This window comes from Aquipuribacter sp. SD81, from assembly GCF_037153975.1.
Classification (GTDB): domain Bacteria; phylum Actinomycetota; class Actinomycetes; order Actinomycetales; family JBBAYJ01; genus Aquipuribacter.
The window spans coordinates 1-19,320 of the sequence record NZ_JBBAYJ010000038.1; the positions used below are offsets into that span (position 1 = coordinate 1).

At 73.1% G+C, this 19,320-nt stretch carries 14 protein-coding genes; all 14 read right to left on the reverse strand.

The features are described from left to right. The coding region (locus WAA21_RS16805) for a response regulator (RefSeq protein ID WP_336924000.1) at nt 1-532 on the reverse strand (532 nt) is incomplete at its 3' end. A 113-nt stretch (nt 533-645) separates the two neighbouring features. Next, on the reverse strand, nt 646-1,623 hold the full coding sequence (locus WAA21_RS16810; RefSeq protein WP_336924001.1) for a hypothetical protein: 978 nt from the start codon (nt 1,621-1,623) through the stop codon (nt 646-648). A 227-nt stretch (nt 1,624-1,850) separates the two neighbouring features. Further along, nucleotides 1,851-3,443, reverse strand: a complete 1,593-nt coding sequence (locus WAA21_RS16815) for a methyl-accepting chemotaxis protein (protein WP_336924002.1) — start codon at nt 3,441-3,443, stop codon at nt 1,851-1,853. A gap of 93 nt (nt 3,444-3,536) precedes the next feature. After that, nucleotides 3,537-4,019, reverse strand: coding sequence for a chemotaxis protein CheW (locus tag WAA21_RS16820; RefSeq protein WP_336924003.1), 483 nt, complete (start codon nt 4,017-4,019; stop codon nt 3,537-3,539). After that, nucleotides 4,009-6,405 carry a chemotaxis protein CheA gene (locus WAA21_RS16825; RefSeq protein ID WP_336924004.1) on the reverse strand — a complete coding sequence of 799 codons (2,397 nt, stop codon included), beginning with the start codon at nt 6,403-6,405 and terminating at the stop codon, nt 4,009-4,011. The genes WAA21_RS16820 and WAA21_RS16825 overlap by 11 nt, the downstream gene beginning before the upstream one ends. A gap of 182 nt (nt 6,406-6,587) precedes the next feature. Further along, on the reverse strand, nt 6,588-7,565 hold the full coding sequence (locus tag WAA21_RS16830) for a carbohydrate ABC transporter permease (RefSeq protein ID WP_336924005.1): 978 nt from the start codon (nt 7,563-7,565) through the stop codon (nt 6,588-6,590). Next, nucleotides 7,562-8,551 carry a carbohydrate ABC transporter permease gene (locus WAA21_RS16835; RefSeq protein WP_336924013.1) on the reverse strand — a complete coding sequence of 330 codons (990 nt, stop codon included), beginning with the start codon at nt 8,549-8,551 and terminating at the stop codon, nt 7,562-7,564. The genes WAA21_RS16830 and WAA21_RS16835 overlap by 4 nt, the downstream gene beginning before the upstream one ends. A gap of 154 nt (nt 8,552-8,705) precedes the next feature. Beyond that, a complete protein-coding gene (locus WAA21_RS16840; protein WP_336924006.1) occupies nt 8,706-10,097 on the reverse strand; it encodes an ABC transporter substrate-binding protein in 1,392 nt (463 codons plus the stop codon). A 172-nt stretch (nt 10,098-10,269) separates the two neighbouring features. Beyond that, a complete protein-coding gene (locus tag WAA21_RS16845; RefSeq protein ID WP_336924007.1) occupies nt 10,270-11,340 on the reverse strand; it encodes a LacI family DNA-binding transcriptional regulator in 1,071 nt (356 codons plus the stop codon). Between the two features lie 184 nt (nt 11,341-11,524). Beyond that, complete coding sequence (locus WAA21_RS16850; RefSeq protein WP_336924008.1) at nt 11,525-16,528, reverse strand: CBM35 domain-containing protein; 5,004 nt, start codon at nt 16,526-16,528, stop codon at nt 11,525-11,527. 218 nt (nt 16,529-16,746) lie between these two features. Further along, entirely contained in the window at nt 16,747-17,376 is a 630-nt protein-coding gene (locus tag WAA21_RS16855; RefSeq protein WP_336924009.1) for a GTP-binding protein, read from the reverse strand. Further along, nucleotides 17,357-17,752, reverse strand: a complete 396-nt coding sequence (locus WAA21_RS16860; protein WP_336924010.1) for a DUF742 domain-containing protein — start codon at nt 17,750-17,752, stop codon at nt 17,357-17,359. Before WAA21_RS16860 ends, WAA21_RS16855 begins: the two co-directional genes overlap by 20 nt. A gap of 58 nt (nt 17,753-17,810) precedes the next feature. Next, a complete protein-coding gene (locus WAA21_RS16865) occupies nt 17,811-18,260 on the reverse strand; it encodes a roadblock/LC7 domain-containing protein (RefSeq protein WP_442893306.1) in 450 nt (149 codons plus the stop codon). Beyond that, on the reverse strand, nt 18,257-18,730 hold the full coding sequence (locus tag WAA21_RS16870) for a hypothetical protein (protein WP_336924012.1): 474 nt from the start codon (nt 18,728-18,730) through the stop codon (nt 18,257-18,259). Before WAA21_RS16870 ends, WAA21_RS16865 begins: the two co-directional genes overlap by 4 nt. Nucleotides 18,731-19,320 lie beyond the last annotated feature (590 nt).

Below are 19,320 nucleotides of genomic sequence, written 5' to 3' on the forward strand. Positions count from 1 at the left end.
CGGGCGTGCCGGGCGTGCCGAGCAGCCCCGCGCGTGCGGCGGGCAGGCCGGGCGTCGCCGGGCGGGACGTCGGGGCGCCGAGGGCGGGACGGGCACCGAGGGCGCCGGGACGGCGCCGCGCGGCGAGGGCGCGGACGCGGGGCAGGAGCTCCGCGCGGACCTGGTCCAGGCCGGAGCCGACGGCCGAGGCCTGGCCCGGCTTCGTCACGTAGTCGGTGGCGCCGGCGTCGAGGGCGTCGAAGGTGGCGCGGGCGCCGCGGGCCGTCAGGGTGCTGAACATGATGATCGGCACGGTCCGGTCGGTCGTGCGGATCTCGCGGACCGCCTCGATGCCGTCCATGACGGGCATCTCGATGTCCATCGTCACGACGTCCGGGCGGAGCCGGCGCACCGCGTCGACGCCGAGGCGGCCGTTGCTGCTCGTGGCGACGACCTCGATCTCGGGGTCGGAGGCGAGCACGTCGGAGACGAGACGGCGCACGACGACCGAGTCGTCGACCACGACGACCCTGATGCGGGGGCTGCCCTGCACGTGACCTCCGTCCGGGGGTCGTCCGACCCCAGCGCGACGCACCCCGGGAGGGGCGCCATGCTCCTATTCGGCAGGAACCGGCCCGACCTGATGCCCGGGGCCCGGACTGCCGGTCAGGCCAGGTCGTCGGCGAGGTCGGCGTGCAGGGCGCAGAGCGTCTCCTCGCCGACGAGGTCGGCGACGACGAGGGCCTGCACCGCCCCGCTGCACCGGTTCCACGTGCCGGCGGCGGCGGAGTGGGCGTCGACGCCCGACACGGCGAGCGCACGGACGAGCTCGAGCTGGGCGGTCGCGGCGAGCCTGGTGCGTCCGGTCAGCTCCACCGCCCAGGTGGCGTCGTGCATGGCGGTCGTCCACGCGCCGGCGGCGTCGCCGGTGGCGAGACCGGTCGGTGGCTCCGTGCGGCCGACGCGCACCAGGCGGGCGGCGTGGGCGGCGGCGACGGCACGGACGAGGTCCCGGACGGCGCCGGCCGGCAGGGCGTCGCCGGGGGCGCCCACCTCGGGCAGCACGCTCGCGTCCAGGACCGCACGCAGCGCGCGGGCGAGGACGGGGGCGGCGGGGTCACGGCGGGCGAGGACGAGCTCGGCGAGCACGGCGTCGGCCACCGCGCGCCCGAGGGCCGCCTCCCGCGCCGGCCGGACGTGGAGACCGGGCACGCCCGCACCGCCGGGGCGGCCGGTGGCGTCGACGGGCAGGCCGGACGCGAGGTCGACGAGGTCGTGCACCGTGCCGAGGGCGAGGCCGGCGGCGGTGCTCCGCAGGCGCCGCAGCGCGGTGGACAGCGCGTCGAGCGCCCCGGTGACGCCGGGCCGGGCGGCGGCGGGGTCCGACGGGCCGGACGGGTTGGACGGCTCACGCGGGTCACGCGGGTCCTCGAGGCGGACGGTGGCCGGCCCGTCCGCGACGAGCAGCGCCACGGCGCGGTCGCGCGCCTCGGCGAGGTCGGACGGCCCGGGGCCGGTCCCCGGCACGGCCGGGCCCGGGTCGACGCCCAGCCCGCGCACGAGCTGGGCGGCAGCGCCCGCGCCGCCGGGCGTGCGCGCGAGGTCGAGGCCGAGGGCGCTCGCACTCGTCAGGCTGTAGGGCACGCCGACATCGTGGTGCCGCCGCGTCCCGCGCGACACCACCGGACGGGGGGTCCTGCCCGAGCCCGTCCCCCGCGCGGGTGAGCCCGCGCGCCCGCAGTGAGGTCACGGTCGCGGAGCGTGGGCGGCACGGCCCCCGGCACGATCTCTGGCAGGACCCCCCGGCACGAACGCGCGCCGCCCCCGCGACCGGTCGGGTCGCGGGGGCGGCGCGGGCGGCGGCGGACCGCTCAGAGGGTGTAGCGGCGGACCGTCCCCTCGAGGCGCCCGGCGAGGGCGCTGAGCGAGCGGGTGTGCGCGGTGCTCGTCTGCGCCTGGACGCTCGACTCCTCCGCGGCCGCGGCGACGGCGGTGATGCCGGAGCCGATCTCGCTGGAGCCGGCGGCGGCCTCCGACAGCGACCGGCCCATCTCGGCGGTCGTGGCGGTCTGCTCCTCGACGGCCGAGGCGATCGTCGTCTGGATGTCGTGGATGCGGCCGATCGTCTGCTCGATCCGGGCGATCGCCTCGACGACGTCGGAGGAGTCGGCCTGGATGGCGGCGACCCGCTTGCCGATGTCCTCGGTCGCGGAGCCGGTCTGCGTCGCGAGCTCCTTGACCTCGGTCGCGACGACGGCGAAGCCCTTGCCCGCCTCGCCGGCCCGCGCGGCCTCGATGGTCGCGTTGAGCGCGAGCAGGTTCGTCTGCTCGGCGATGGACGTGATGACGCGGACGACCTCGCCGATGAGCTGGCTGGACTCGCCGAGGCGGTGGACGATCTGGCCCGCCTCGCCGGCGACCGTGACGGCCTCGCCGGCGACCGAGGCGGCCTCCTGCGCGCTCGTGGCGATCTCGCGGATGGACTGCCCCATCTCCTCCACGCCGGCGGCGACGGTCTGCACGTTGCGCGTGACCTGCTCGGCGGCGGCGGCGACGACGTTGGCCTGCTGCGCGGACTCCTCGGCGGCGGCGGCCACCTCGGTGGCGGCGCCGTCGAGCTCGCCGGCGGCGCCGGACAGGGCGACGGAGCCCTCCTGCACGTCGCCGAGGGAGGTGCGCAGCTGCTCGGCGAGGCGGTTGACGGCGTGGGCGATGCGACCGACCTCGTCGGTGCGGTCGACCTCGGTGCGCACGCGCAGGTCACCGCCGGCGAGGGTCTCGAGCGAGGCGACCGTGCCGGCCAGCGGCGGCGCGGTGACGCGGTACACGAGGAAGCCGGCAGCACCGACGAGGAGGATGCCGATGGCGGCGCTGAGCCAGAGGATCTGCTTCGTCAGGTCGCCCAGCCCGGACGTCTCGACGAGCGACTCCTCGATCGCCGCGCTGAGGACCGTGTCGACCTCGTCCATCTGCGTGTCGATCTCGTCCTCGGCGACGTCGACGCGGTCCCACTGGGCACGGGCGGCGCTCTGGTCGGCGCGGACGTCGGCGAGGTAGGAGCCGATCGCCGCCTCGTAGACCTCGAACGCACCCGACACGTCGGCGATCTCGGCCGTCACGTCGCTCGGCACCTCGTAGCCCTCGAGCTCCGCGAGCAGCTCCTGGACGGTGGCCTGGTCCTCGGCGAACGACGCGTCGGCGTCGTCCAGGTCGCCGCCGAGCGCGGCGACGTAGGCGGTCGCCTTGTGCTCGGAGGCCCGGTTCGCCAGCTGCAGGAAGGCGCCCTGCGCGTACTCGAGGTCCCGGAACTCGCGGTTGGTGGCCGTGCGGTGGTCGCTCACCAGCTGGTTGCTGACGGCCACGCCCACGAGGACGGCGACCACGAGGCCGACGAGGGTGCCGAGCTTGAGGGACAGCGGCCAGCTCGTGAACGAGCGGCGGCGACGGACCGTGGACGTGCTCATGGGTGTCTCTCCTGGGAGGGGCCGGGGTGCGGCGGGGTGGGGGCGGGGTGCGGGACGGTGCGGGTGCTGCGGGTGCTGCGGGTGCTGCGCAGGTCAGCGGCTGTCGTCGACGCGGAGCGCGGTGACGCGGGCGACGTCGAGCACGAGGAGCAGGGAGTCCGGCAGCGGGCACGTGGCGCTCAGCTGCTCGCGGGCGACCCCGACGAGCGTCGTCGGGACGGCCTCGTGGCCGCTGCGGCGCACCTCGACGACGTCGGCGATCCGGTCGACGAGCAGGCTCACCGACCCCTCGGCCGTGCGGACGACGACGTTCATGCGCCGCTCGGTCGGGGTCCGGCCGAGCCGGGCGCCGAGGTCGAGCGCGGTGACGATCTGCCCGCGCAGGTTGATGAGGCCGCGCACCGCGGGCGGGGCGAGGGGCACCGGGGTGAGGCCCGGGTTGCGGAGCACCTCCTGCACCGTGAGGGCGTCGATGCCGAGGTAGAGGTCGTCGACCCAGAAGGTGCAGTACTGCACGGTGTCGACGGCGGCGCCGGCGGAGCCGGGGACGTCGCGGCTGATGAGGTCAGTAGGCACGGTGGGCCTCCAGCTCGCCCGCGAGGTAGGCGTCGGGCAGGTCGGATGTGAAGGGGGCGGCGAGCGCGGCGACGTCGAGCACGTCGGTGATGTGGCCGTTGACCACGAGCGAGCCCAGGCTGCCGCTGCGGGCGCCGATGGGGGACAGCACGAGCGGGACCTCGACGATGTCGACGATCTCCGCGACGCGCAGGCCCACGAGCCGCCCGGCGTGCTGGTAGACGACGATCGTCACCGTCGGCACGACGAGGCTCTCCTGCGCCGGGGCCTCGCCCTGGCCGGGGACGCCGTAGCCGGAGCCGGAGCCGTCGTAGCCGTAGCCGGAGGAGTACCCCGGGCCGTAGCCGCCGCCGTCGGGCTCGACGACCGGGAGCAGGTCGCCCCGGTACTGCACGACGGTCGTCGCGCCGACGTGCTCGAGCGCGGTGACCTCGACCTCCTCGAGGCGGGCCACCTTCTCCAGCGGGACCGCGAGGTTGCGGGCGCCCTCGGTGCGCACGACGAGCAGGCTCTGCAGGTCGCCGCTGCCGTCGAGGCCGGCCTCGTCCTGCAGCGACGTGGTGACGGCCGCGGCGGTGGACGCGACGTTGCCCGCGGCGGCGAGGCCGGCCACGTCGAGGATGAGCGCGATCCGCCCGTCGCCCATGACCGCCGCCCCGGCGAAGGCCGGCAGCGCGGTGAGGGACGCCCCGAGCGGCTTGACGACGATCTCCTGGGTCTCGACGACCTCGTCGACGACGAGGCCGAACTCCTCGGTGTCCGAGCGCAGGACGGCGATGGTGGCCGCCTCGCCGCGGCCGACGGAGGCGACGCCGAGCTGCTCGGCGAGGTCGAGCAGCGGCAGCAGCCGCCCGCGCAGGCGGTGCACCGGCACGCCGGCGACGTACTCCACGCCCCTCGTCGCGTCCTCGGGGTTCATGCGGACGAGCTCGAGGAGGTTGGCCTGCGGGATCGCGTACCGCTCCTCGCCCTGGCGCACGATGAGCGCCGGGATGATCGCGAGCGTCAGCGGGATGGTGACCCGGCAGACGGTGCCGTGGCCCGGCGTGCTCGTGAGGTCGACGCTGCCGCCGATCTTCTCGATGTTCGTGCGGACGACGTCCATCCCGACGCCGCGGCCCGACACGTTCGTCACGGCCTCGGCCGTGGAGAACCCGGGCCGGAAGATGAGGTCGAGCACCTGGCGCCGCGTCATGCCCGCGAGCTGGTCGGCGGTGACGAGGCCCTTGTCGACGGCCTTGCGCCCGATGGCGGCGGGGTCGAGGCCCTTGCCGTCGTCGCCGATCTCCATGACGACCTGGCCGGACTCGTGGTAGGCGCGGAGAGTGAGGGTGCCGCGGCGCGGCTTGCCCGCGGCCTCGCGCACGGCGGCGGCCTCGATGCCGTGGTCGACGGCGTTGCGCACGAGGTGGGTGAGCGGGTCCTTGACGGCGTCGAGCAGCGTGCGGTCGAGCTCGGTCTCCCGCCCGTGCATGACGAGGTCGACCTCCTTGCCGCACTGCGCGGACAGGTCGCGGACGACGCGCGGCAGCTTCGCCCACAGGTAGTCCATCGGCTGCATGCGCGTCTTCATCACGGCCTCCTGCAGGGAGGAGGAGATGAGGTCGAGGCGGTGCGCGGAGCGCACGAGGTCGGTCTCCGCGGAGTCCGCGGCGAGCTGCAGGATCTGGTTGCGGCTGAGCACGAGCTCGCCGACGAGCTGCATGAGGTTCTCGAGCACGTCGACGTCGACCCGGATGGACCCGTCGACGGCGCTGCGCTTCTTCTGCTCGACCGGCTCCGAAGCGGCGGTGCCCGCTGCGGCCGCACCGTCGGCCCAGGTGCCGGCGACGGCCTCGGCGACCGGCTCGGCGGGGAGGTCGAGCAGGGGCTCCGGACCGTCCTCGGCGACGGCCGCCTCGGGCTCGTCGGCGACGACCTCCGCGAGCGGTGCGGCAGCGGCCTCGGCGGACGGCTCGACGGTCTGCGCGACGACGGGCGCCGGCGCGGTGCCCTCGAGCACGGCCCTGACGTCGGCGACCACGTCGCTGACGTCGCCTCCCGCGTCCACGCCGGTCTGCTCGATGAGGGCGAGCAGCTCGCGGACGGCGTCGACCATGCGCAGCAGCACGTCGGTGGTGGCGGCGTCGAGCACCCGGTCGCCGTCGCGCAGCTGGGCGAGGAGGTTCTCCCCCACGTGCGTGACCTTCTCGAGGTTGCCGAAGCCGAGGAAGCCGCTCGTGCCCTTGATGGTGTGGATGGTGCGGAACACGCTCGCGAGCAGCTCGCGCGCCCCCGGTGAGCGCTCGAGCTCCACGAAGTCGCGGTCGAGCTGGTCGAGGTTCTCGTGGGACTCCACGAGGAACTCCTGGACGATCTCGTCCATCCCGTCAGCGCTGTCGCTCACGGCACCTCCTGCGGGCACGGTGCGACCCGAGTGGTCGCGCAGGAGAGTGATCGGCACGTGCGGCGGGGTCCTTAGCCCCGGACGCGACCGCGCCGCCGGCCCGCAGGGAGCGGGACGGCGGCGCGGACGTGACTCGGGGGGCGACCCCGCCGAGGGGGGCCTGTGGTCAGCCGGTCAGCGCGTCAGCCCTTGACCCCGCCCGCGAGCAGGCCGCGGACGAAGAAGCGCTGCAGTGCGAGGAACACGACGAGCGGCACGATGAGCGAGATGAAGGCCCCCGCCGTCAGCAGGTGCCACTCGGTGCCGCGGGAGCCGACCAGGTTGGCGAGCCGGACCGTGAGCGGCGCCGTGTTCTGGTCGGAGCCGAACACGAGCGCGACGAGCAGGTCGTTCCACACCCACAGGAACTGGAACACCGCGAAGGCCGCGATGGCCGGGGTGAGGAGCGGCAGGAGCACCTGGAAGAAGATCTTCACGTGCCCGGCGCCGTCGACCCGCGCGGCCTCGACGAGCGAGCGCGGGATGTCCTTCATGAAGTTGTGGAGCAGGAAGATCGCCAGCGGCAGGGCGAAGATCGAGTGCGACAGCCAGATCGGCCAGAAGCTGCCGTTGAGGCCCCAGTCCACGTAGTCGCTCAGCAGCGGGATGAGCGTCACCTGGATAGGGACGATCTGCAGCGCGAAGACGCCGACGAATATCCAGTCGCGGCCGGGGAACTCGATCCACGCGAAGGCGTACGCCGCGAGGAGCGCGAGCGTGATGGGGATCGCGACCGCGGGCAGGGTGATGACGAGGGAGTTGATGAAGAACCGGGCGAAGTTCTCGCTGCCGTAGAGCACGAGGTTGTAGTTGTTGGCGGTGAACTCGGGGTTGGTGAACCACGTCCACCAGCCGGTCGTCTTGATCGCCTGCTCCGGCCGGATCGACGACAGCGCGAGGCCGAAGGTCGGGATCGTCCACAGCACCGCGAGGACGATGGCGATGACGGAGCCGACCGGGTTGGACATACCCTTCTTGAACTTCGAGGCGCGGGTCGGCCGGGGGGTACGGGTCTTGTCCGCCACCTCCGGTGCACCGGCGAGCACGTCGCCAGCGATCACGCCCTTGTGCTCGACGGACCCCTTGGCCTGGCTGCCGCTGCTGCGGTCGGTCGTGCTCATCGGACCTCCTCCGACAGGCGCATCTGGCGGACGTTGTAGAGGACGATCGGCACCACGAGCACGAACAGGATGACGGCGAGCGCGGCGCCCAGACCGGCGTTGTTCTGCCGGAACGCCTGCGTGTAGAACTCGTTCGCCACGACCGACGTGCCGAAGTTGCCGCCCGTCATCGTGCGGACGATGTCGAAGATCTTGAGCGTGCCGATGGCGATGGTCGTGAGCACCACGACGAGCGCGGGACGGATGGCGGGCACGGTCACGTAGCGGAACATCTGCCCGCCCGAGACGCCGTCGAGGCGTGCCGCCTCGGTGATGTCGTCGGGGATCGCCTTGATCGCCGCCGACAGCACCGTCATGGCGAAGCCGGTCTGGATCCAGATCATGACGATGATGAGGAAGATCGTGTTGCCGGGCCAGTTGAGCAGGAACTGGTACGGCTCGAAGCCGAGCCAGACGAGCACCTGGTTGGCGAGGCCGATCTGCTGGTTGTCACCGATGTCGGCCCGGTACTCGTAGATGAACCGCCAGATGACGCCCGCCCCGACGAACGAGATCGACATCGGCAGGAAGATGAGCGCCTTGGCGCCGGCCTCGAACGGCGAGCGGTCGACGAGCACGGCGTACAGCAGGCCGAGGAACGCCGACACGATCGGGACGAGGAACACCCAGATCACGGTGTTGAGCAGCACCTGGCGCAGGTCGTTGTCGGTGAACAGCGTGACGAAGTTGGCGAAGCCGATGAACTCGTCACCCGTGCGGTTGAAGAACGACTGGTAGATGGTGATGATCGCGGGTCTGACGAGCCCGAAGATGATGAGCAGCGCCCCGGGACCGAAGAAGCCGAGGAACACCAGCCAGTTGGGGATGTTCTTCGGCCGGTCGACCAGGAACAGCAGCAGGGCCATGACCGCGACGAAGATCGCGATCGCCACCACCATCACGAGGAGCTTCTCCGGCGCCGTGTTGGCGTTGAGCAGGACGTCCATTGATCCGTTCATCTCCTCGTCGACGATGTCCGGGGCGGGAAGGTCGTGGACTCCGTCGTCCGCGACCACCCTGGGACCCACGCTACCCACGTGGGCCCGGTGGTGCGAGGCCCCGCCGGACGGTCGGAAGACCGTCCGGCGGGGCCGGGGTGCATCAGGGCCAGGACTGCTCGATGGAGCTGAGCACTTCCTCGTTCGGCTTGTCCTCGGCGATCCACGCCGTCATCTCCGACCAGAACGACCCGGCGCCGACGGCGCCCGGCATGAGGTCGGAGGCGTCGAAGCGGAACGTCGCGTTCTCGTCGGTGAGCAGCTCCGCGGAGAGCTCGTCGATGGGGTTGGTGAGGTTGGAGGTGTCCAGCTCGCTGTTCGGCGGGATGAACTGACCGCCCTGCGCCCGCAGGTTCACGAAGTCGGGGGAGGTCATGTACAGCTGGAACGCCTGGGTGGCGGGGTTGTCGTTGAAGGCGCCGACGAACTCGCCACCACCGAGGACGGGGTTGCCGAACTCCTCGTTGATCGGCGGCAGGTAGAAGGCGAAGACGTCGCCGTCCTCGGCCACCGTGGTGCCCTCCGGCCAGTTGGCCGCGTAGAACGACGCCTGGCGGTGCATGAAGCACTGCCCGTCGAGGATCGGCAGACCGGCGTCCTGGAACGTGGTCGACGCGATTGACTGGACGTCACCGATGCCGCCGTTGACGTAGTCGGGGTTCTTGAGGATGCCGCCGACCTCCTCGAGGACGGCCGCGACCTGCGGGTCGTCGAAGGGGATCTCGTGGTTGACCCACTGGTCGTACACCTCCGGCCCGTTGAGCCGGAGCATGACGTCCTCCATCCAGTCCGTCGCCGGCCAGCCGGTGGCGTCACCGGAGCCGATGCCCGCGCACCACGGCTTCACCCCGCCGTCGGGGTTGTCCGCGACGATCTGGTCGGACAGGGCGAGCATGTCCTCCCACGTCTCGGGCACCTCGTAGCCGGCCTCCTCGAAGGCGCTCGGGGAGTACCACACGAACGACTTCACGTTCGCGCTGTTCGGCGCGGCGTAGAACTCGTCGTCGACGGTGCCGTAGGCCTTCCAGTCCTCGCCGTAGTACTCGTCGACCGCGGCCTCGACCTGGTCGGGGGCGGGGACGACGGCGCCCGTGTCGCGCACGACGGTCTGCAGCAGGCCCGGCTGCGGGAACAGCGCGATGTCCGGCGGGTTGCCCGCCTCGGTGCGCACGAGGAGCTGGGCCTCGAACTCGCCGGAGCCCTCGTAGACGACGTCGACGCCCGTGCACTCCTCGAACGGGGTGAACGCGTCGATGTACGGCTGGTCCTCCGGCGGGAGGATCGAGGTGTAGAGGTTGACCGTCTCGCCCTCGATGTCGCCGAACTCCTCGTACGGCGCGCAGTCGATCTCGCTGCTCGCGACGTCCGCACCGCCGCCGCTGGCGTCGTCGCCGGCGCCCTCGATGGCATCCGCGCCGCACGCGGCGAGCAGCAGCGAGACGCCGACACCGGCGCTCACGGCTGTGGCCGCACGCTTGTTGAGGCGGATCCGCATGTGTTGCCTCCTCGTTGATGGCTAGCCGGGACAGCCTCGACACCGCCCGCTGACAGCCGTATGTAAACGCTTGCAGCAGGGGTGCACAAGCGTGAACCGTCACGTCGGCGTAACGATCCGGCAACGTGACCGTGCTGGCCCGCCGCTGGTCACGGGCTGTGCGGTGGCCGTGTCACCTCTGTTGCCGGACGCGCGCGCGTGCGGTCGAGCCGCGGACGACGAGCGCGGTGGGGAGCCGTTCGACGTGACGGTCCCAGTCCGCGGGGAGCCGGCCGGCGACCGGCCCGGCGGTGCCGAGCAGGCGCAGCAGCCAGCGCGCGGCCGCCTCCGCCTGCTCCGCGACGGGCTGCGCGATGGTCGTGAGGTCGTGCAGCTCGGCGTGCGGGTGGTCGTCGACCCCGACGACCGACACGTCGCCCGGCACGGCGACGCCCGCGAGCCGCAGCTCGTGCAGCAGCCCGATCGCGAGCTCGTCGGAGGTCGCGACCAGCCCGGTCGGCAGGGCAGGGCGCGCGAGCAGCTCGCGGGCGGCCCGGCGGCCCTCCGCGACGGTGAGGTCGCAGCTGATGGCGGGGCGCGCGCGCAGCCCGGCCGCCTCCATCACCTCGCGGTAGCCGACGTAGCGGTCGCGCGTGGGTCCCCACCCGCCGGGCTCGTCGCCGCTGCCGCCGACCAGGTGGACGTCGGTGTGGCCGAGGTCGAGCAGGTGCCGTGTGGCGAGCCGGCCGACCTCGACGTCGTCGATGCCGAAGGAGGGCAGCCCGGGCACGACGTCGCCGACGTTGACGACGGCGTGGCCGAGGCCGCGCAGCGTCTGCAGCTCCCGGTGCACGAGCGGCAGGGTGAGCACGACCGTCGCGTCGACCCGCTTGCGCAGCAGCTCGGTCTCGATGGTCGGCCGCGACGGCGGCACGATCGCCCCGGGCCCGGGGCGCACCTGGTCGCCCGGCGGGAGGATGACGAGCAGGACGTCGTAGCCGTGCGTCCGCAGGACGGCCTCGATCGTCTCGATGGCCACGGAGAAGAACCAGCGCGACACGTGCGGGGTGACGAGCCCGACCGCCTTCGTCCGGCCGCTGGCCAGGCTCGCCGCGGCGGCCGACGGCACGTACCCGAGGGTCTGCGCCGCCCGCTGCACACGCACGCGCGTCGGCTCGGCCACCGAGCCGAGCCCGCGCAGGGCGCGCGACACGGTGGCGGTCGAGACGCCCGTCGCCCGGGCGACGTCCTCGATCGACGCCAACGGTCCACCTCCCCCACTCCGTCGCGGGGTAACGCCGCGTGTGCGGACGGATTGTGCCCCCACCGGGGCCGACCTGGCGAGGACGGACGGCCGGACGGCCGGTGGGAGGGTTCCCACCGGCCGTCCTGGTCCGTACCTGCTCACCGGGCCGACCGGCCGCTGGGCGACCGGCCGGCCCGGTCGCTCACCGCAGCTCGCGGGCGAGCGTGCGCAGCGCGTCGGCCTCGTCGGCGTCGACCGACTTGCCGACGGCCGCGTCGAGCTGCCGCTCGAAGGCCCGGAGCACATTCGCCCGGGTCTTCTCACGAGCTGCGCTCTCGGCCGCCTCGAGCTTGTCGACCAGACCCGCCGCGACGGACTCGTCGTCGACGAACCGGTCGACGAGCACCGCCAGCGAGCCGTAGGTCACCTCGACGGTGAAGGTCGCCGAGGCCGTCGAGCTGTTGCCCGCGACGTCGGTGGCCGAGGCGGTGACCTCGTGCTCACCGGTGCCGAAGGTCCACGCCTCGCCCTCGACGCCCTCGCACGTGTCCTCCGCGAGACCCGAGCCGGGCTCGGGGTCGGTGGCGGTGCACGTCACGGCCACGGTCTCGTCGACCGTGTACGCGCGGGCGCCGTCGAAGGCGATCTCCGGGGCCCGGGTGTCGACGCGCAGCACGAGCTCCTGCGCCTCCTCCACGTTGCCGGCGGCGTCCGTGGAGCGGAACCGCAGGACGTGCTCGCCCTCGCCGGTCACGGTGACCGGCTCGGTGTAGGCGACCCAGTCGCCGCCGTCGAGCGACATCTCCGTGCCGGCGACCTCGCGGTCGTCGGTCGCGGTGAGCGTGACGGTGGGCGCCTCGGTGTACCAGCCCTCCACCGCGGTGCCCGAGACGCTCGCCTCGGTCACCGGGGCCGTCGTGTCCTCCGGCTCGGTGGTGCCCACGGCCGCCTCCACGAGCAGCGCGTCGAGGTTGACGTGGCCGTCGTCCCCGTCGTCGTGGCGGATGGAGACCGTGTGGGCGCCCTCGGAGAGGGCGACCTCGCGGATCGCCGTGGCCCACACCTTCCAGGTGCCGGTGCGGGGCAGCAGCCACTGGTCGACCTTCTCGCCGTCGACGTACAGCGACACCGTCTTGTCCCCGTCGAACGGGTTGGGGCCGTTGGAGTACACGAGGTGCAGCGGGTAGGTCCCGTCCTCGGGCACCTCGATCGCGAACGTGACCCCGGCGCCGACGTCGCCGAAGCCCTGCACGTAGCCGGTGCCGGAGTACCCGGCGTGCTCCGTGCTGGTGTTCGCGCTGCCGGCGAGCTCGGCCTCCTCGGCCTCGTAGCTGCCGACGAGCACCGGGCCGAGGGACTCGCCCACCTTGAGCACGTCGAGGTTGACGTTGCCGTCGTCGCCGTCCTCGTAGCGGATGGTCACCGTGTTGCTGCCCGCCTCGAGGGCGGCCTCGCGGACCACGGTGCCCCACGTCGCCCACGTGCCGGTGCGGGGCAGCACGAGCTGCTCCACCTCGGTGCCGTTGACGTACATGGAGACGGTCTTGTCCCCGTCGAACGGGTTGGGGCCGTTCGCGTACCGCAGGGTCAGCGGGTAGCGGCCGCGCTCGGGCACGTCCACGGAGAAGGTGACCTCGGCGCCCTGCTGCCAGAAGCCCTGCACGTAGCCGGCGCCGGAGTACCCGGCGTGCTCCGTGCTGGTGCTCGCGTTGCCACCGAGCTGCGCCTCCTCGGCCTCGTACGTGCCGATGTAGACCGGCTCGACCTGGACCTCGCCGACCCGCAGGACGTCGAGGTTGACGTGGCCGTCGTCCCCGTCGTCGTAGCGGACGGTCACGGTGTTGGCGCCCTGCTGCAGGTCCACGGAGCGGACCACGGTGCCCCAGGTCTTCCAGTCCCCGAGCCGGGGCAGGACGAGCTCGTCCTGCTCCTGGCCGTTGACGAACAGCGACATGGTCTTGTCGCCGTCGAAGGGGTTGGGGCCGTTGGCGTAGCCGAGGTGCAGCGGGTACGTGCCGTCGGCGTCGACCTCCACGTCGAAGGTCACCCCCGCGCCCACGTTCTCGATGCCCTGGACGTAGCCGCTGCCGGAGAAGCCGGCGTGCTCGGTGCCCACGTTCGCGCTGCCGAGCAGCTGGGCGTCCTCGGCCTCGTAGGTGCCGGCGAAGTCGACGCCGCCCTTGATCTGGATGTCGCGGTAGTAGACCGTCTCGCCGCCGCCGTGGTTCTGGACGCCGATGAAGCCGGCCAGGTCACGGGCGGGGTCGGTGCTGGTGAAGTCGTTCACCAGCGTGCCGTTGAGGGTGACCCGGATGCGGTCGCCGTCGACCTGGATCTCGTAGGAGTTCCAGCGCCCGACCGGGTTGAGGGCCTGCTCCACGGCGTCGAGGTCGGCGCCCTGGAACGTGTAGATCGCACCGGTGGTGCGGTCGTCGGCGTCGGTCGCGTCGATCTGGATCTCGTAGCCCTGGTTGACGGCCACCCACGGGTCGTTGCCGGGGTTCGGGAACCCGACGAAGACGCCGCCGTTGTCGTCCTTGATGAGCTTCCAGTCCAGCGCGAGCGTGTACTGGTCGCTGAACTGCTGCTCGGTGAACCACAGCAGCCCGAGGCCGCCCTCACCGCGGATGCTGCAGTCGTCGACGCGGCCGAACGAGCCCGGCCCCGCCATGCGCCAGCTGTCGAGCGAGGCGAGCGTGCCGTCGAACAGGGCCGTGTAGCCCTCGTCCGCCGGGGTCGGGGCGCAGATGTCGCGCTCCTCGCCGATCGACAGCACGTCCAGGTTGACGTTGCCGTCGACGTCGTCGTCGTACTTCAGCGTGATGGTGTTGTCCCCGGCCTGCAGCGCGAGGTCGCGGGTGAGCCACTGCCACGTCTTCCAGCTGCCCGTGTCGGGGAAGGCGAGCGGGTCGACCTTCTCGCCGTTGACGTACAGCGCGACCGTCTTGGTGCCGGAGAACGGGTTGGGGCCGTTGGCGAAGCGGATGTTCACCGGGTAGGTGCCGGCCTCCTCCACCGAGGTGGAGAAGGTGAGCTCGGCGCCGGCGTTGAAGAAGCCGCCCGCGAAGCCCGCGCCGGAGTAGCCGCTGTGCTCGGTCTGCACGGTGGCGCCGAAGCGCAGCGTCGCGTCCTCCGCCTCGTAGTACCCGCGGTCGGCGGGGGCCACGTAGCCGGGCAGCGAGTTGAGGGTGTACCAGGCCTCGGTGTTCCACAGCTCGTCGCCGGCCTCGGAGGCGAAGGGACGCGGGGAGCGCAGGTGCACGACGCGGCCGGGCTCGAGCCCGCCGATCTGCAGCGTCACCGTCGTCCGGTCCTCGGAGACGGTCGCCTCGTCGACGAAGAGGGGCTCCTCGTCGATCTTGGGCCCGCCGTAGGACGGCGTCGGGATGTAGCGCCACTGCTGGAGCTCGTACGCGTCCGCGATGCCCTCGACGGCCTCGGCCGACAGCGGCTCGGTGTAGGTGATCTCGAAGCCGCCCTCGACGACCTCCATCGACTGCATGTCGAAGGGCACGCCGCCGTTGGGGACGAGCTTCTGCAGGCCGTAGCGGAGCTTGCCGGGCTCGCTCCAGTTGCCGGCCTCGCCGATGCCGCCGACGTAGACGGTGCCGTCGGGCGCGATGATGGTGCGGTTGACACCGGCCTCGAGACCCGCGCTGTAGCGGAAGACGGCGCCCTGGAGCTCGCCGTCGACCTCCTCGAGGAAGGCCCGCTGGAGACCGCCGTACGTGACGTCGCCGAAGATCATCTGACCCGCGTAGACGCCCTGCTCGACCATCACCGGCGTCGTCGGCGAGTTGCCGATCTCGTTCTGCGGGATCCACACGACCGGCTCGGTCACGGGCTGGTCGTCGAAGGGCCCGGGCGGGTTCGTGTAGTGGTTGAAGAAGCGGTCCTGCTTGATGTGGACCATCTTGTTGGCCGGCAGCCAGGAGCCCTGGTTGTCCATGACGAGCAGCGAGTCGTCCGGGCCCCAGCCCATGCCGTTGGGGGTGCGCAGGCCGCCCGCGATGAGGCTGACCTCACCGGTCTCGCGGTCGATCCTGATGCTCGTGCCGGGGTTCTCGCCGGGCTGGGGGTTCGTGGTGGCGCCACCGTTGTTGATGGCCACCGACCGGCTGACGTAGAAGTAGTCCTCGTCGTGCAGCAGGCCGAAGGCGAACTCGTGGAAGTTGCCGCCGTTGGGCCACGTGGCGTGCGTGCGGTGCTCCATGAGCCCGTCACCGTCGGTGTCAGGGGTCAGCTCGGTGAGGCCGTACTTCTCCGAGACCCAGATCGAGTCGCCGACGACGTCGATGCCCATGGGGGTGACGAGGTCGGTGGCGATCTTCGTGTAGGTGACGTCCTCGGGGCCGTCGGCCGTCTCGGCGCCCGTCATGAGGAAGACCTCGCCCGGGGTGGGCTCGTCCGGGTAGCCGGCCGGGCTCACCGCGCCCGAGGTCAGGACGAGGAGCTGGCCGTCGTCGGTCATGTCGAGGCCGGAGACCATGGGCTGGAAGCCCTCGGGACGCAGGTCGACGAGGTCGTAGCCGGGGTGGACCGACTCCAGGCGGAGGCCGTCCCCGGGGGAGTCGGTGGCGCCCTCGCAGAACTTCGTGCCCGGGGCGGTGACGCGCACGACGCCGGCCTCGGTGGACAGCACGTCGGTGGGGACCACGACGAAGTCGGTGGCGTCGGGGGTGCGCCACTCGAGCTTCAGCACCTGCCCGCCACCGGCCTCGAAGAAGTCGACGACGATCGGGTGCACGCCGGCGGTCAGGCCGATCGCGCCCTCGAGGCTCTCGGTGCCGTGGAGACCGTCGTTGTCGACGACGACCTGGTCGCCGACCGTCAGACGCGAGCCGTCGTCGCTGGTGAGGCGGAACTCGTACGTGCCGTCGGTGGGCACGGTGAGGTTCGCGGTGACCTCGGTGAGGAAGTTGTCCTCCCGGCCGAACTGCTCGGCGGTCGTCCAGTCGATCGCGCCCATCAGCTTGTCGACGTTGGGCGTCGTGCCGTCCTTGATCTCGCACAGGCCCTCCAGCGGGCCGGTGAAGTAGGTGCGCATGGTGACGCCCGGCTCCTCGCCGGCCGGGGGGGCGGCCGCGGCGGGGGAGGCCGCGACGAGGGAGCCGGCGAGCATGCTGCCGCCGAGCGCCACCGCGGTGACCGCGGCGGGGAGTCTGGGTCGGGACGGCCGCCGTGGCGGCCGGGACGTCGTCGTCATGTAGAGGGGTCCTCCTGGGGCCGGCGTCCTCGCCGGCGTCGTCCGATGCCCCGGACGGGGCGGAGCGCGCGGCACCGCCGTCGTGCGGCGCCGCGACCAGATGCTCACCCAGGCTTATAGCGCGCGTCAAGCAAAACCCAAGATGGGACCTTCCAGAAGTGAACGGGTCGGGCGCGGACAACCGTCGCCCCGCCGCCGGGCACGGCGGGGCCGGCCGCTCAGCCGACGGGCTGGGCGGCCTCCGCCCGCGCCCGCTCCATGGCGAGCTTGACGACGCCGACGAGCGCCTGCTTCGTGGCCGCCCGCGACCGCGCGTCGGTGTAGAGGAAGGGCACGTGCGCGGGCACCTGCAGCGCCTCGCGGACGTCCTCGAGGTGGTGCTTGGCGACCCCGTCGAAGCAGTTGACGGCGACGACGAACGGGATGCCGCGGGACTCGAAGTAGTCGACCGCCGGGAAGCACTGCTCGAGCCGGTCGGTGTCGACGAGGACGACCGCGCCGATCGCGCCGCGCACAAGGTCGTCCCACATGAAGAGGAAGCGGTCCTGGCCGGGGGTGCCGAACAGGTACAGCCACAGGTCGCCGGGCAGGCCGATGCGCCCGAAGTCCATCGCGACCGTCGTCGTGGTCTTCCGGTCGCTCACGCCGCCGGCGTCGTCGACGCCGAGGGAGTGCTCGGTCATCGCAGCCTCGGTCGACAGCGGCTCGATGTCGCTGATCGAGCCGATGAAGGTCGTCTTGCCGACGGCGAAGCCGCCCGCGACGACGATCTTGACGACGGTCGGTGCCACGACGGCCCCGGGCGCGGGGCCGGCGGGCGCCACGGTGTCAGAGGGAGGAAATGCCATCGAGAACACTCTCCAGAACGCTCAGCGAGATCGAGGACGACGAGGACGAGGTGGGGCTGGTGAGGCCGTGGACGCGGACCTGGCCGGACTCCACGAGGTCACCGACGACGATGCGGACGACGCCGACGGGCAGGGACAGGTGGGCGCCGATCTCCGCGACGGACTCGAACCGGTCCGCGCACAGCTCGAGGATGCGGCGCTTCTCCGGGGTGTCGGACACGCTCGGGCGGGCGAGCGCCTGCACGAGTGCCTCCAGCGGAAGCGCCGCGGCGCCACCGTGGCGGGTGCGCCCGCGCGTGAGGGCGTAGGGCCGGACGGCGAAGTCGTCGCCGTCGGCGTGGCGGCCCGGTGGGGCCGGGCGGCGCGGATCGTCCACGTCGGCTGCCTTCCTGCTCGTCGGTCGAGGTGGTGGGGTCGCGGGTCGCTCGGCCCGCTCAGACCAGCCCGGGGCGCAGCGCGCCCGAGACCGGCAGGCGGGAGCGCATCTCGCTGACGAGCTGCGGCGTGAGGGTCGCCTCGGTGCGGCTGACCAGCAGCGCCATCTCGTAGCCGATGAGGCCGACGTCGCAGCCCGCGTCGGCCATGACGGCGAGGACGGAGCCGTCGGAGATCGCCATCGAGAACAGGAAGATGTTGTCCATCTCGACGATCGCCTGACGCACCTCCCCGCCGCGCAGCTGCCGGGCGGCGCCCCGCGTGAGCGAGGAGATGCCGGAGACGATCGCGGCGAGCTGGTCGCCCTGGGTCCGGTCGAGCTGGTCCGACATGGCCATGAGGAGGCCGTCCGCCGAGACGACGAGGGTGTGCGACACCCCCGGCACGCTCCGGACGAAGTTGTCGAGCAGCCAGCTGAAGTTGGTGGCCTCAGTGCTCATCGTGGTCACGGTCGCGGTCCTCCGTCGGTCGGTCGTGCGTCGGTGTCGGTCGTGCGGGTCTGGTGGGCCGGGCCCGGGACGGGACCATCCACCGCGGTCGGGCGGGCGGCGGGCCGGCCGCCGGGGACGAGGGACGCGGGCTCGCCGTCCCCGTCGTCCTCACCGGCGCGGGCGCGGCTCACGCCCGAGGTGAAGCCGGTGAGCATGCTCCGGACGTCGGCGGCGCTGCGCTGCCGGCGCTCGCTCGGTGCGGCAGGAGCGGCCTCGACCTTGGCGGCCGGAGTCGCCGCCGGCTGGCGGCGGACGAGCGGCGCGGGACCGCCGCCGCCCCCCACCGCGCTCGGGCTGTACGTCGAGAGCCGGCTGAGCTCGCTGAGCGCCTCCGAGGCGAGCATCGAGCGCTGCCGGACGGCGTCCGGGTCGGCGGCCGTGACCTGGCCGGACGGGTTCGCGGCGGCGGCCGGGCCGGCGGTCGGCACCGGGAGGGCCGGGCCGGGACCCGCCTGGGCCGGGATCCGGGTGGGCGTGGCGGACGGCGCAGGCACCCCGGAGCCGGCCGGCACGGGGGCCGCGGGGCCGGAGGGCAGGAGCGGGCCGGGGACGGCGCCGGCGGGAGTGGCGGCCGGTCCCGGCCGGGCCGGGGCGGTCGAGGCCGTCGGAGCCGTCGGAGTCGGAGCCGTCGCGGTGGCCGGGGTCGGGGCAGCCGTCGGCCAGGACGTGGGCCACGTCGCGTCCCCGCCCTGCTGACCGGCGCGGGACGCCGGAGCGGTCGCCGCCGGGGCGGGCCGGCTGCCGCCGCCGAAGAGGCTGCGACGACCACGGCGGCGCCCACCCCCGGGGAGGATGTCGAGCGGGCCCGCCACGAGGGGCTGCGGGGCCGTCGGCTCGGGCGCCGGGCGGGGTGCGGGCTCGGGCGCCGGGCGGGGTGCGGGACGGGCCGCGGGCTGCTGGACGGGCTGCTGGACGGGCTGCGTGGCGGTGGGCGCGGTGGACGCGGGGGTGACCGGTCCGCGCGACGGGGCGGGAGCGGGGAACGGCGCGGCCGGGCGCGCCACCGCGCCGGCGGCAG

What these genes read in the sequence shown, in the direction of transcription:
- WAA21_RS16830 (WP_336924005.1), bottom strand. Translation starts at nt 7,565, where the DNA reads ATGAGCACGACCGACCGCAGCAGCGGCAGCCAGGCCAAGGGGTCCGTC.
- WAA21_RS16850 (WP_336924008.1), bottom strand. Translation starts at nt 16,528, where the DNA reads ATGACGACGACGTCCCGGCCGCCACGGCGGCCGTCCCGACCCAGACTC.
- WAA21_RS16815 (WP_336924002.1), bottom strand. Translation starts at nt 3,443, where the DNA reads ATGAGCACGTCCACGGTCCGTCGCCGCCGCTCGTTCACGAGCTGGCCG.
- WAA21_RS16855 (WP_336924009.1), bottom strand. Translation starts at nt 17,376, where the DNA reads ATGGCATTTCCTCCCTCTGACACCGTGGCGCCCGCCGGCCCCGCGCCC.
- WAA21_RS16840 (WP_336924006.1), bottom strand. Translation starts at nt 10,097, where the DNA reads ATGCGGATCCGCCTCAACAAGCGTGCGGCCACAGCCGTGAGCGCCGGT.
- WAA21_RS16835 (WP_336924013.1), bottom strand. Translation starts at nt 8,551, where the DNA reads ATGGACGTCCTGCTCAACGCCAACACGGCGCCGGAGAAGCTCCTCGTG.